We start from the raw sequence: 13453 nt of genomic DNA, 5'->3' as shown, positions 1-13453 counted from the left end.
CACCAATACCACCCCCTAACAAGCCCCCCGTAAGAGCGCGCTAAACTCCGCCACAACAGGGACCAAGGCGGGGGCCGATGGAGCTGTCTTCCATCCTGATCATCGACGACGATGCAGCTTCGCTGGCGAGGCTGGCACGGCTCGTAGCAGAACTGCCGGCAGATCGCGCACCGCAGATCAACACCGCCGCAGATATCGTTGAAGCCCGCACCTTGCTGCAGGCCAGGCATTTCGATCTCGCCCTGGTCGACATGCAATTGCCCGATGGCACCGGCATCGATCTGATCGGCTGGATGCAGCAGCACATGCCGCAGTTGCAGGCGGTGATCGTGTCGGCATTCGCCGAAGAAGAAGCCATTTTCGCCGCACTGCGTGCCGGCGCCGTGGGCTACCTGCTCAAGGACCGCGACGATATCGAGCTGACTGTCGCCCTGCGTAGCCTGCAACGCGGCGGCGCACCCATTGATCCGATGATCGCACGGCGCATTCTTGCGCTGCTGCCCGCGACGCAGCTGCCAGTTGCCGCGCCACCAGCGGCCAATGTGCACCTGTCTGAGCGTGAGCTCGGCATTCTTGGGCATGTCGCGCAGGGCTACGGCAACCGTGAAATCGCCGAACTGCTCGGACTGTCACGGCTCACCATCGAAGCGCATACCCGCAACATCTACCGCAAGCTGGCGGTGGGTTCGCGGACCGCGGCGGTATACGAAGCACGGGCGATGGGATTGCTGCCTTGATCCGCTGGCTGCTGCTGTTGCTTGTGTGGGCGTGCATGGTGCCGGCCCAGGCGCAGACGCCGGATGTGCTGCGCATCAGCCAGGCTGAGGCGGTGCGTGCGGACTGGCACTCGTCAGCGGCACCGTCGCAGGGCTGGGTGCAGGTGCCACTGGCCGACCAATGGCAGACCCGTTGGCCGGACCACGATGGCGTGGTCTGGTACCGGCTGCGCTGGCAGCAAGGCGATGCCAATCAACCGACCGGCCTGCTGCTGGACTACACCTGCATGGCAGCCTCGGTTTACCTCAATGGCAGCTTGATCGACCGCGATGCATCGCTGGTCGAACCACTATCCCGCAGCTGGCATGTGCCGCGCTATTTCCTGCTGCAGTCCCCGCTGCTCCGGCAGGGGGAAAATGAGTTGCTGGTTCGGGTGTCGGGGCTGGCGGCTTACCAGCCTTCGCTCGGCGTGGTGGACGTAGGCGATCCGCAGACGCTGCAGGCGCGCTATCGCCAGGAAGTGTTCGTCCGCCATGACCTGCAGGTTCTGGACAGTGCGATTGGCTTGGTACTGGCGGCCGTCATCGGCATGTTCTGGCTGCTGCGGCGCAAGGAATCGCTGTATGGCTGGTATGCGCTGAGCGCGGTATTCGGGCGGCTGTATGACAGCAATTTCTTCGCCAGCAGCCCGTGGCCGTTCTCCACCACCGATGGCTGGCAGGCCTTCATCGGCGCGTGCTATGTGGCAGGCGCTGTTGCGCATACGATATTTCTGCTGCGTTTCTGCGAGCGGCGGTGGCCGCGCCTGGAGCGGGTATTGCTGGGCATCGCCATGCTGATGATGGTGGGCGCGTTGCTGTGGCCGCACTGGATGGGGCCGAACCGCAACATCTACCTGGTGCCGACCATTGCCTTTCTCTACGTGGTGTCATTCACCTTCATGGCCTATGCGCTGCGCAGTGGCCGGCGTGACTACCAGGTGCTGGCGCTGTGCATCATCCTGCCGATCGCGGTGTCGCTGCATGATCTCGGCGTCTATATGGGCTGGTACGGCGGTGTCAGCTATCTGGGTTCGTTCACCTCGCCGCTGATGTTGCTGGGCATGGGCTTCGTACTTGCCTATCGCTTTGCCAATACCATGCAGCGGGTGGAGGGTTTCAACGCCGAGCTGCGGCATGAAGTGCAGCAGGCCACCACCCAGCTGGCGGACACCTTGCAGCAGCAACATGCGTTGGCCTTGTCGCACAGCCGCGCCGGTGAACGCCTGCAGCTGGTGCGCGATCTGCACGACGGGTTTGGCGGCACGCTGGTGGGTGCCATCGCACGCCTGGAGCAGGCACCGGAAGACATGCCGCGACAACAGGTGATCGGGGTGCTGCGCGAGATGCGCGACGACCTGCGGCTGGTGATCGACAGTACCGCGCGCGAACAAGCCGATCTGGCCGAGCTGCTGATACCGCTGCGGCACCGCGCCAGCAGCTTGCTGGAGGCGGCTGACATCCAGGCGCATTGGCATCTGCATGATATTCAAGGCGTGGAACTCGGCGCGACGCGCAGCCTGGACCTGCTGCGGCTGTTGCAGGAAGGCCTGACCAATGTGTTCAAGCACAGCCGCGCAAAGCGCGTGGATGTCTACCTGCGCCGGCAGGGCGATCAGCTGCAAGTGCATATCGACGACGATGGCGTCGGCCTGATGCAAAGCACGGATGAGCGAACCGCGGCACGTGCGGGGGCGGGGCTGGCCAGCATGCGCCTGCGCGCGCGCAGGCTCGGCGGCGAGCTGCAGGTGTTGCCCGCTGCCAATGGCGCCGGCACCCGCCTGGCCTTGCTGTTGTCCGTGCTGTGATCAACCTGGCCGCAGTCCGGCAACACCGGCGTTACCTGATTTCGTGGATGCGGCAGAGCAAGCTCAGGCGTTAGCTTTCCCCCTTGCTGATTCGGGGGATCCGTTCATGAGCCGTCACCTTGTAACCACCGCCATGCCGTTGGCGGCCGCCCTGCTTGCCTTGTTGCCATGGTTGCCGGTGCATGCCGCTGAAGTGGTTGGCGGAACCTCACCCACAGCTCCCTGCACACAGGACACGAGCACCGGTGCCATCGCCTGTCAGGATGGCAGCCGGGTGGGTAGTGACGGCCCCGCAGGCCCAAACATGCTTGGCTGGAGCACCTCCGCTGGTGGGGTGGGCAATGCCACCGGCAATACCGCTTTCGGGCAGGGCAGTTCAGCCGGCTTGGGCGGGCAGGGCTCAAATGGCACCGCCGGGGGAACCGGCGGGATCGGTGGCAATGGGGGGGCGTACAACTTGGCATTCGGTACCAGCAGCAGTGCGGGTAACGGCGGCAAGGCGGGTCAGGGCAGCGCGGGTGGCACGGGTGGCAATGGTGGCGCAGGCGGCAACTACAACATCGCGTTGGGCAATGGCAGCCAGGCCGGAAACGGCGGTGACGGCAAGGACATGTGCTGTGGTTTCGGAGCTCCCGCGGGCGCCGCGGGTACGGACAACAATGTCGCCATCGGCAGGAATGCGAAGGCCAGCGGCGGTGGTTCGGTGGCCTTGGGTGCAGGCAGCAGCGATGAGGGTGCCGCGAACGTGGTTTCGGTGGGGTCGGCCAGCTTGAAACGGCGCCTAAGCAATGTGGCAGCCGGCATCAATGCCAACGACGCCGTCAATGTCGCGCAGCTGGCAGCGTTCTCTGGCGTGCTTGGCGGCGGTGCCGCTTACAACGGTGGAATTTTAAGTGCTCCCAGCTACCTCATCCAAGGTACCAGCTACCAGCAGATAGGCGGCGCACTGGGGGCGTTGGATGGCGCCTTGTCCGCGCAGAGCAGCAGCCTCAATGCGCTGGTGGCGAGCGGCGATGCAGCCACCCTGGTGTCTGCCATGCAGTACACCGATCAGCAGTTGGCCGGTGGCCAGGCGGTTGCCCTGCAAGCGGCGCAGGCCCATGCCGATGCAGGTGATACAGCGACGATGGCGGCGGCATCGGGCTATACCGATACGCGGGTGGCGGCGGTGCGTGCCGAGGTGAGCGCCGGTGACAGCGCAACCCTGGCATCGGCAAATCAGTACACCGATACCGCAGCCGCGCAATCGCTGGGCAGTGCACGTGCGTATACCGATGCGGCGGTTGCCGCCTTCAGTGATGACTTCAGCCGCTTCGGCGAAGGGGTGAACCGGCGGTTGCAGGATCAGGACCGACGCATTGACCGGATGGGCGCGATGACCTCGGCGATGACCAACATGGCGATGAATGCCGCAGGCGGGCAGAGTGCGCGTGGGCGGGTAGCGGTGGGTGCGGGTTTCCAAGGCGGGGAGCAGGCCTTGTCGGTGGGCTATGGCGTGCGCCTGGGCACACGTGGTTCGTTCTCGCTGGGCGGCGCGTTTGGTGGCGGCGAAAAGTCGGCCGGTGTTGGCTTCGGCCTCGATCTTTGATGTTGGGCCGGGTTGATGGACGGCAGGGCGGTGCAGATCGCTCAACGCAGCGAAGCGTTTGATCCGTTGCCGGCACATCGGGTGCCGACCTTGCGGACCGTAACGCAGCGCGCCGCCACATCCTGCAACAGGCCCTGGATCCGCTACGATCCAGCGTTCCGCCACCAGCTTGAAATGTCCGTTGGCAGCGAGGTGTTGCTGACCATCGTGCGTGCACAGCAGGCAATGCTGGCGCTGGCGCGCTGAGTGCGGTCAGCTGTTTAAACCTTTTCAAGGCTTCCTGCATCCAAGTCTGGAGTGGGTGCATACCGTGCCTACGCTGTGACCCAGCCTTGGACCGGAGCAGAACATGCCAGTGCCAGCCCCTCGATACCTGCTATGTCTGCTGTACTTTCTTGTTGTGCTCTGCGCGCCCGCGCGTGCGGGCACGCTTGATGATGCCAACCAGGCGGCACGCCGCTTCATGGCGACGACGATGAAGGAGCGGGGTATTCCCGCCATGCAGGTTGCCGTGGTCAAGGACGGCCGCGTGGTGTTCTCCGAGGTGTCCGGGCTGGCCAATGTCGAGAACCAGATCGCAGCTACACGCAGCACCTTGTTTCCGATCAATTCGGCGACCAAGGCGTTTACCGGTGTGGCGATGATGCAGCTGGTCGAGGCCGGGCAGGTGGATCTTGATGCGCCGATTTCCACTTACCTGCAGCAACTGCCGAGCGCATGGCAGGGTATCCGCGTGCGCCAGTTGTTGGCCCATACCTCGGGCTTGCCGGACATCGTTGATGGCAACGGCCTGGTCGGGGGCGGCTCGGAAGCACAGGCCTGGCAACGGGTGGAGCAGCTGCCGATGCAGGCGGCGCCGGGGGCGCAGTTCGTTTACAACCAGACCAACTATGCGCTGCTTGCCAGGATCATCGCCCAGTGCAGCGGTGGCAGCTACGAAGACTATCTGGCCGCACGCCAGTTCAAGCCACTGGGCATGCGCCACGCACGCTTCGGTGACAGCTACGACCTGGTGCCGAATGCGGCGACGATGTACAGCTTCTTCCCGCGCAGCAGTGATGCGGCCAACGCGCCGGCGCGGCTGTCGCACTGGTTCTATGACATGCCACATGGCTTGTGGGCAGGTGGTGGCATTCAGATCACCGCTGACGAATTGGCGCTGTGGTTGGCAGCCTTGTTGCAGCATCGTGTACTGCGTGCCGACAGCCTTGCGCGCATGTGGACGCCGGAGCGTTTGAATGATGGCAGCGAAGGTGACTGGGCGGCGGGTTGGCCGGTGTCCACGTTGCAGGGACGGCGCCAGATCAGCAGCTTCGGTGGTGCACGTTCGGCGTTTGTGGTGTACCCGGAAGAAGGCTTGGCGGTTGTGGTGTTGACCAACCTGGTCGGTGCCAACCCGCAGCAGTTCACCGCGCAGATCGCCGATTTCTACAGATGAGCGTGGCTGTTGCCCCCTCCCTTGCGCCGAAGGCGGAGGGGAGGGTTGGGGAGGGGTGAGCTCCGGTCCTTCAGGCTTTTCCAGCTTCGCGGCTGATGCCGCTCCCACAAAAGCAGATCCTTTCTCAGTACAGATCCATCGGGTCGACATCCAGGGACCAGCGCACCCGCCGCGCCTGCGGCAAGCCATAAGCCTGCGCCATCACGCTGTCCAATGCCGCATGCAGCGGCCGGCGTTGCTCGGCCGACAGCAACAGCTGCGTGCGTTGGAAACCCGCGCGGCGTGGCATCGGTGCCGGCATCGGGCCAAAGCGTTCGACATCACTCTGTTGCGGGATCAGCTGCTTGAGTGCGGCCAGGAACTCGTTGGCCTGTTCCACCTGTTTGGCTTCGGCACGCAGCAAGGCCATATGCGCGAAGGGCGGGAAACCCGCCGCCTCACGTTGCAGCAGTTCGGCATCGGCAAAGGCGTGGTAGCCGCCGTTGACCAGGGTGTGCAGCAGCGCGTTGTCCGGGTGATGGGTCTGCAGCCAGACTTCGCCGGGGCGCTCGGCGCGACCGGCGCGGCCGGCGACCTGGATCAACTGCTGTGCCAGTTTTTCGCTGGCGCGGAAGTCGGCTGAGAACAGGCCTTCGTCAATGCCGACCACGACCACCAGGGTCAGCTTCGGCAGGTCGTGGCCCTTGGCCAGGATCTGCGTGCCGACCAGGATGCCCGGTTGCTCGCCCAGCGTCGCCAGGGTCTGCTCCAGCGCATCACGGCGGCTGGTGGTGCTGCGGTCGATGCGCAGCACCGGGTAATCCGGAAACAACTGCAGCAGGCGCTCTTCCAGCCGCTCCGTGCCGATGCCCTGCGGTTGCAGCGCAAGGCTGGCGCAGTCCGGGCAGGCCAGCGGTACCGGTTGGCGCGCGCCGCAGTGATGGCATTGCAGGCGGCGGCCACCGCCATGCACCGTCATCGGGGTTTTATGCAGGGGCGTGCTGCAGCGTTTGCAGGGCGCGGTCCAGCCGCAGTCATGGCAGAGCAGAACCGGTGCATAACCGCGCCGGTTCTTGAACACCAATACCTGGCTGCCCGCCTTCAGATGCTGCTCGATACCGACCAACACTTCCGGTGACAGGCCATCCTGCAGCGGACGCTTGCGCACGTCGAACACGCGCACGCCTGGTGGCTTGGCATCGCCTGCGCGCTGCTGCAGGCGCAGGTGCGTGTAGCGGCCGCTGCGTGCATTGTGCAGCGACTCCAACGATGGGGTGGCGCTGCCCAGTACCACCGGCACGTTCAGCGCCTTGCCGCGCACCAGTGCGAAGTCACGCGCGTGGTAGCGGATGCCGTCCTGCTGCTTGTAGCTGCCATCGTGTTCCTCATCGATAACGATCAAGCCGGCCTGCGGCAACGGCGTGAAAATCGCCGAGCGGGTACCGACGATCACCCGCGCCTCGCCGCGCGATGCCGCTGCCCAGACGCGGGCACGTTCGTTGTCGTTCAAACCCGAATGCAGGGCATGCACCGGAATGCCCAGGCGGCTGCGGAAGCGATGCAGGGTCTGCGGTGTGAGGCCGATTTCCGGCACCAGCACCAGCGCCTGCTTGCCCTGTTGCAGGCAATGGCAGATCGCCTGCAGGTAGACCTCGGTCTTGCCGCTGCCGGTGACGCCATCGAGCAGGAACGGCTGGAAGCCGTCGGCGGCCTGCAGCGCATCGATGGCCTGTTGCTGCTGCGGGTTGGGCTGTGGGCCCGGCACGATGCGCGGCTGCGGGATCACCGCCGGCACCTCGATGCGCTGTACATGCTCGCGCTTGAGCAGCGCGCGGGCGGCGCTGCGCCAATCGTCCAACTGCTCGTCGAGCAGGTCTTCATTGACCGCGCCGTCGAGCAGCAGGGTGGCCATCCGCTGCGGGCGGGTGCCGCTGCGCAGGCGCGCGTAGCCGCTACGGCCGGCCTCGGTCAGTTGCCAGGCCCAGCCGTGGGTATCGGGCAGGGCGTCGCCGCGTCGCAAGGGGGCCGGCAGCGCGGTGGCGATCACTTCACCGAGCGGGGCGTGGGTATAGCGCGCCAGCCAGCGCAGACTGGTGTTGAGCTCGCCGTGCAGCACGGCGCTGTCGTCGAGCCACTGCAGGGCCGGGCGCAGGTTGGCCGGGTCCTCGCTCAGGCCTATCGATTCCACCACCCCGACCAGCTCGCGCGGCCCGAACGGCACCCGCAGCCGGCGCCCGACATCCTCCTGCCGGGGCGCGGGGCTGCCGGCAGGGGGCAGGTAATCGAACACTTGGGGTAGCGGCACCGGCAAGGCGATGCGGAGAGTGGGGCAGGCGGACATGGGCCCAGTTTAGCGGCAGCGGGCGGTTTGGCCCCCGCCATTCACCGGCATCGTGATCCAGTGAAGTCCTGCATAAATGAGGCGTAAACGCTGGCTGCGCTTGGGGATTTATTGTTATCCACATTTCCTGTGGATAACTCTGTGGGTGATCAATGTGCTCCACGCGCTCAAGGCGATGGTTCGGGCCTCTGGGTCAACTTGGTCAAAAAATAGCCACAATGTATAAGTTATTAAAATCAACAACTTATCCGTGAAACAAAAACGAAACACAGTCTCGGAGCGGTATGCGCGGCGTGCTCTCCGCAGCGTATTGACGCTGTGCACAAGTTGTTGCAGGCGCTTGCAAAACAGGCCGGATGGTGGCGTGGGGCGTCGGCAGCGCGGTGTGCGCTCGGTATCATCACGGCATGACGGAGTTCACATGATGGCTGCACCAGCCCCTCTTTCGCCGGCCGCAGCCAACGCTCTGTCCGCCTTCCTGCGCGGGGTGGAACGCCGTGCCCTGGTTGTTGCTGAATTGCAGGCCGGTGATGCCGTGGTCGGTGAGCGCGCGGTGGCCGTGGCCATGCGCGCCTTCGCCGCTCCGGCCGCACAACTATTGATGGTGGAATGGCCGGCCCGCTTCTGGGGGCTGCTGTGCAGCACCCCGTTGTTGTTGAAGCCGGCCAGCCCCGGGCACTGGGAGCCGGCTTTGGCCCATCTCGGCAGCCTGGCCGCCGGCGAGCGCCTGGCGCTGTTGCTGCGTATCGGCGCCGGGCTGGATGAAGCGCCGGCTGCTGCCGTGCTGGGCGTGGATGCCGCTGCTTACCGGCAGGCCTTGGGCGGCGCCTGTCCGTTGGATGCCGACGGGCGGCCGGACGCTGCCAGCTGGCGTGCGCTGGCCGAACATGTGCAGACCCGGATCCGCGACCTGTCGCCCCCGCGCCTGCAGCAGCTCGAACAACTGCGTGAGTCGGTCATCACCGGCGCGCTGCCGTCGGCGTCGCCCGCCGCGGCGCCCAGCCAGCGGGTGGAAGAAGAACGGCGGCGCAAGCCGGCACCACGCCGCAAGCCCGCGCAGGCCTGGACGCTGCGCACCTGGTTGCTGCTGTGCCTGCCCCTGTTGTTGCTGGCGGTGGTGGCGCTGTGGTGGTGGCGCTCGCATACCGCGGTGGCGGCCGATCCCAATGCCGGCAATGGCTTGTCCGACAACGGCCCGGTGCAGGTTGAAACCCTGCCCGACGACAGCACTCCGGCCGGCCCGGGCGAAGACCCCCATGCCGCCAGCGATGCGGTGATGCTGGCCGATGCCGAGCTGGATATCGCGCGCGACGCTGATCTGTATGCCTGGTATGCCGCCGGCGGCCCGATCCCGGTGGATGAATCACAGCCGCAGCCAAGCCGCCCGGAACCGGCCGGTGCTGCCTTGGAGACCAGCGATGCCGATGAGTAAGTTCGGACTGGCCTGTCTGCTGGTCTGCCTGCCGCTGGCGCTGCCCGTGCAGGCCGCCGTGCCCAGCGCCGTGCCGGCAATGCCGGCGCCCGCGCGCAGTGGCAGCGTGGCCGGCATACAGAACACCTGGGCCGCGCTGAGCCCGGAACAGAAGCGCGAGCTGCGCAGCCGTTATGCGGCCTGGCAGGCCTTGCCGGAAGGCGAGCGCCAGCGCATCCGCCATGCAGCGGCGGCGGTGGCCGCGCTGCCGGTCGCAGAGCAGCAGGCATTGCGGGCCCGCTACCTGGATATCGATCAGATGCACCGCGATGGCTGGTTGCTGGGCCCACAGCTGGGCGTGTTGTATCCGCGCCTGCAACCCTTGTTTGGCTATCTGCCGGCCGCGCAGCGGGAGCCGGTGATGGCCTTGCTGCGCCAGCTCGACGCCGCCCAGCTGGAGCAGCTGAGCCTGATTTCGCAGCGTACGCCGCCGCAACAGCGCGAAGAACTGCGCACCCAGCTGCTGGCCCTGGCGCCGGCGCAACGCGATGCCTGGCTGCGCGAGAAGGTAGGGCGCTGACGCAGCGGACAGGCCGTTCATCCGCGGTGCGGGGCTGTAAGCCCGGCGCCACGGTAGAATGGGCACACTCCGCAACCCGGCATCTGCGCGCGTCCTGCGCCGGCCGTAGTCTGCGTTCCCTGGTTTTATGTCTATGTCTCCCGCTACGCCGCGCTTCCTGCAGGAAGTGCGGACGACCGGACTGCTCGCCCTGCCTTTGGTGCTGGGCCACGTTTCCACCGGTCTGATTGCCTTTGTCGACAACACCATCGCCGGCCACCACGGCACCGACACCTTTGCTGCGGTCAGCATTGGTACGGCCTTGCTGTGGCTGCCGATGCTGGTGCCGATCGGCACCTTGATCTCGCTCACCGCCTCGGTGTCACAGCTGCACGGCGCTGGCCGTGAGCGTGAAATCGGCCCCTTGTTCCGCCAGGCGCTCTGGCTGGGCGTGGGCTTGAGCGCGCTGATGTTCCTGTTCCTGAGCGTGGTGCCGGCATTCCTGCCCGCGTTTGGCATCGCCCCGGAAATCGTGCCCGGCGCCACCGACTTCCTGCATGCCATCCGCTGGGGTGTGCCTGCATTGACGTTGTATTTCTGCATGCGCTACCTCAGTGAAGGCATGCACTGGACGCTGCCGACCATGCTGATTGGTTTTGGCGGCCTGCTGGTACTCGGGCCATTGGGCTATGCGCTGTGCAACGGCAAGTTCGGCTTCCCGGAGATGGGTGCTGAAGGCCTGGGCATCGCTTCCTCGGTGACCATGTGGGTGCAGGCCATGGCCTTCGCCACCTATTTGTGGACCACCAAGCGCTTTGCCCACCTTGAGCTGTTCACCCACTTCGAATTGCCGCGCTGGCGTGCGATCTGGGACTTGCTGCGGACCGGCCTGCCGATCGGCATCACCGTGCTGATGGAGGGGGGCTTGTTCATCATCACCGCGCTGCTGATCGGCCGTATTGGTGCGACCGAGGCCAGTGCCCACCAGATTGCGATCAACGTGGCGCAGCTGTGCTTCATGATCCCGATGGGCGTGGCCGAGGCCACCACCGTGCGCGTCGGCCATGCCGTGGGCAGCAACGATCCGCTGGGCGTGCGCCGGGCCACCTGGGCCGGTTACGGCATCGTGCTGGTCACCCAGCTGGTGTCGATCACCGCGCTGCTGCTCGGCCACGACGCGGTGGTTGGTTTGTATACCAACGACCTTGCGGTGGCCGCTTTGGCCTCCACCTTGTTGTTGTATGCGGCGGCCTTCCAGATTCCCGATGGTATCCAGGTGCTGTCCGCCGGTGCCCTGCGTGGGCTCAAGGACACCCGCGTGCCGATGTTCATCGCCATGTTCGCTTACTGGGGCGTGGGCATGCCGGTCGGCGCCGGGCTTGGACTGGGTCTGGGCTGGGGGCCGCAGGGCATGTGGATCGGCCTGATCATTGGTTTGACCGTGGCCGCCGTACTGTTGGGTTGGCGGCTGCGGGTCAGCAGCAGCCGGCTTATCGCCCAGGCTTCCCCCTGACTTAAAGGCTATGCCGGCGGCGTCCGGTTATGCGTATCCTGACTTGCAACCAGCCCCCACCGGAGCGTCCATGAATCCCCCCCCCTTGCCACGCCGCAATCCCATTGCCAGCTTCTTCATTGGCCTGTGGGATGTCATGAACTTCACCCGCCGGCTGATCCTCAACCTGCTGTTCTTCGGCCTGTTGTTCCTGATCCTGATCGGCTTGATGGTTGCCGTGGGCAAGGGTGCTTCATCGACCGCCCTGCTGCAGGAAGGCACCACCCTGGTGATCGCGCCGGAAGGCCGCCTGGTCGAGCAGTACAGCACCGACCCGCTCAGCCGCGCGCTGGGCAAGGCGCTGGGTGAACGCAATGCCGAAGAGCTGCAGCTGCGCGATCTGATCCGCGCCATCGAAGCGGCCAAGGACGACAAGAAGATCAACCGCGTGGTGCTGCAGCTGGACAAGCTGCAGCCCAGCGGCTTCGCCTCGATGCGTGAGGTTACCGCTGCGCTGCAGGACCTGCGGGCGTCCAACAAGCAGGTCGTGGCCTTCAGCGAGAACATGGGCCAGTCGCAGTACCTGCTGGCCGCGCAGGCCGACGAGATCTACCTGGATCCGATGGGTGGCCTGCTGCTGGAAGGCCTGGGCCGCTACCGCCAGTACTTCCGCAGTGGCCTGCAGGACAAGCTGGGTGTGGACGTACACCTGTTCAAGGTCGGCGAGTTCAAGTCCGCCGCTGAGCCCTATGTGCTCGACGCCGCATCGCCGCAGGCCAAGGAGGCCGACCTGTTCTGGATGAACGACGTGTGGCAGCGCTACCTGGGTGACATCGCCAAGGCACGCAAGCTGGACGCCGCGCAGCTGGCAGCCGGCATCGACACCCTGCCTGAAGGAGTTGCCGCCGCCGAAGGCGACCTGGCCCGCTTCGCCCTGCAGCAGAAGCTGGTGGATGGCCTGAAGACCCGTGAAGAAGTGGATGCGCTGCTCACCGAGCGTGGCGTGGCCGACAGCGATGCCGACGGTGGCTACCGCCAGATCAGCCTGGGCGACTACCTGACCCAGGTTGATGCGCGCCGCTCGCCGGTGGATTCGCGTCCGCAGGTGGCGGTGGTGGTGGCCGAAGGCGAAATCGGCGGCGGTGACCTGCCGGCCGGTCGCATCGGCGGCATCTCGACCTCGGCACTGCTGCGCGAGGCCCGCGACGACGACGAAGTGAAGGCCGTGGTGCTGCGCGTGGATTCGCCGGGTGGCGAAGTATTCGCCTCCGAGCAGATCCGCCGCGAAGTCGAAGCCTTGAAGACTGCCGGCAAGCCGGTGGTGGTATCGATGGGCGACATGGCGGCATCGGGTGGTTACTGGATCAGCATGAACGCTGATCGCATCTACGCCGATGAATCCACCATCACCGGCTCGATCGGCATCTTCGGCATGATCCCGAACTTCGCCCGCAGCCTGGACAAGATCGGCGTGCATACCGACGGCGTCGGCACCACCCGTTTTGCCGGCGCGTTCGACGTGACCCGGCCGATGGACCCGGCCGTCGGCCAGGTGATCCAGTCGGTGATCAACAAGGGCTATGCCGATTTCACCGGCAAGGTGGCCGCGGCACGCAAGAAGCCGGTTGAAGCCGTGGATGAAGTCGCCCGCGGTCGCGTGTGGAGTGGTGCGCAGGCCAAGGAACGCGGGCTGGTGGACGAGTTTGGTGGCTTGAAGGCGGCCGTCGCGCACGCCGCCACTTTGGCCAAGCTGGGCGAGGCCGGCAAGTTCCGCGTGCGTTACATCGAGAAGGCAGCCACCCCGTTCGCGCAGTTCATGACCGGCTTTGCCGGCAGCCGTGCGGGTGCCTGGATGCTGGCCGACTCGGGCATCGCGCGCATGCTGATCGCCAAGCAGATGCCGGAGCTGGACACCCAGCTGCGCTTCGTCGAAGACGCAGTGAAGGACCGCAATGGCGCACCGGTGAAGTCACTGGCGTATTGCTTCTGCGGTTTGTAAGCAAACCTGATTGGTGAGTACCGACAACGCCGCCCAAGGGCGGCGTTGTCGTATCCGCAGCTCTGTAATGCCGAGCCATGCTC

The 13453-nt window shown here is 65.7% G+C and carries 10 protein-coding genes; 9 read left to right on the top strand and 1 reads right to left on the bottom strand.

The window, feature by feature from the left end; translation table 11 throughout:
* Nucleotides 1-77: 77 nt before the first annotated feature.
* The 5 genes from ABB27_RS14905 (at nucleotide 78) to ABB27_RS14885 (ending at nucleotide 5589) form a co-directional block, all read left to right on the top strand.
* A complete protein-coding gene (locus tag ABB27_RS14905; protein WP_057629571.1) occupies nucleotides 78-737 on the top strand; it encodes a response regulator transcription factor in 660 nt (219 codons plus the stop codon).
* Nucleotides 734-2563, top strand: coding sequence for a sensor histidine kinase (locus ABB27_RS19770; RefSeq protein ID WP_152984611.1), 1830 nt, complete (start codon nucleotides 734-736; stop codon nucleotides 2561-2563). Before ABB27_RS14905 ends, ABB27_RS19770 begins: the two co-directional genes overlap by 4 nt.
* Before the next feature lie 106 nt (nucleotides 2564-2669).
* Nucleotides 2670-4151 (top strand): adhesin, encoded by a 1482-nt coding sequence (locus ABB27_RS14895; RefSeq protein ID WP_152984610.1) that lies wholly within the window; start codon nucleotides 2670-2672, stop codon nucleotides 4149-4151.
* Nucleotides 4152-4181: 30 nt separating this feature from the next.
* On the top strand, nucleotides 4182-4397 hold the full coding sequence (locus ABB27_RS14890) for a hypothetical protein (RefSeq protein ID WP_152984609.1): 216 nt from the start codon (nucleotides 4182-4184) through the stop codon (nucleotides 4395-4397).
* Between the two features lie 103 nt (nucleotides 4398-4500).
* On the top strand, nucleotides 4501-5589 hold the full coding sequence (locus ABB27_RS14885) for a serine hydrolase domain-containing protein (protein WP_057629567.1): 1089 nt from the start codon (nucleotides 4501-4503) through the stop codon (nucleotides 5587-5589).
* Nucleotides 5590-5713: 124 nt separating this feature from the next.
* On the opposite strand, the gene ABB27_RS14880 is transcribed toward ABB27_RS14885, so the two are convergent.
* Nucleotides 5714-7909: a primosomal protein N' gene (locus tag ABB27_RS14880; protein ID WP_057629566.1), complete on the bottom strand. Its 2196-nt coding sequence runs from the start codon at nucleotides 7907-7909 to the stop codon at nucleotides 5714-5716.
* Between the two features lie 421 nt (nucleotides 7910-8330).
* Between ABB27_RS14880 and ABB27_RS14875 the strand changes: the two genes are divergently transcribed.
* The 4 genes from ABB27_RS14875 to sppA all read left to right on the top strand — a co-directional run bounded on the left by ABB27_RS14875 (nucleotide 8331) and on the right by sppA (nucleotide 13370).
* The gene (locus ABB27_RS14875) at nucleotides 8331-9341 is read left to right on the top strand and encodes a hypothetical protein (RefSeq protein ID WP_057629565.1); all 1011 of its coding nucleotides are present in this window, start codon (nucleotides 8331-8333) and stop codon (nucleotides 9339-9341) included.
* A complete protein-coding gene (locus ABB27_RS14870) occupies nucleotides 9334-9900 on the top strand; it encodes a DUF3106 domain-containing protein (RefSeq protein ID WP_057629564.1) in 567 nt (188 codons plus the stop codon). Before ABB27_RS14875 ends, ABB27_RS14870 begins: the two co-directional genes overlap by 8 nt.
* 127 nt (nucleotides 9901-10027) lie before the next feature.
* Nucleotides 10028-11392, top strand: a complete 1365-nt coding sequence (locus ABB27_RS14865; protein ID WP_057629563.1) for an MATE family efflux transporter — start codon at nucleotides 10028-10030, stop codon at nucleotides 11390-11392.
* Nucleotides 11393-11462: 70 nt separating this feature from the next.
* Entirely contained in the window at nucleotides 11463-13370 is a 1908-nt protein-coding gene (gene sppA, locus ABB27_RS14860; protein WP_057629562.1) for a signal peptide peptidase SppA, read from the top strand.
* Nucleotides 13371-13453 lie beyond the last annotated feature (83 nt).

Origin of the sequence: Stenotrophomonas terrae (assembly GCF_001431465.1) — a bacterium.
Lineage (GTDB): Bacteria > Pseudomonadota > Gammaproteobacteria > Xanthomonadales > Xanthomonadaceae > Stenotrophomonas > Stenotrophomonas terrae.
The sequence above is the reverse complement of the archived record's forward strand: the minus strand, read 5'-3'. Positions and strand labels throughout refer to the sequence as shown.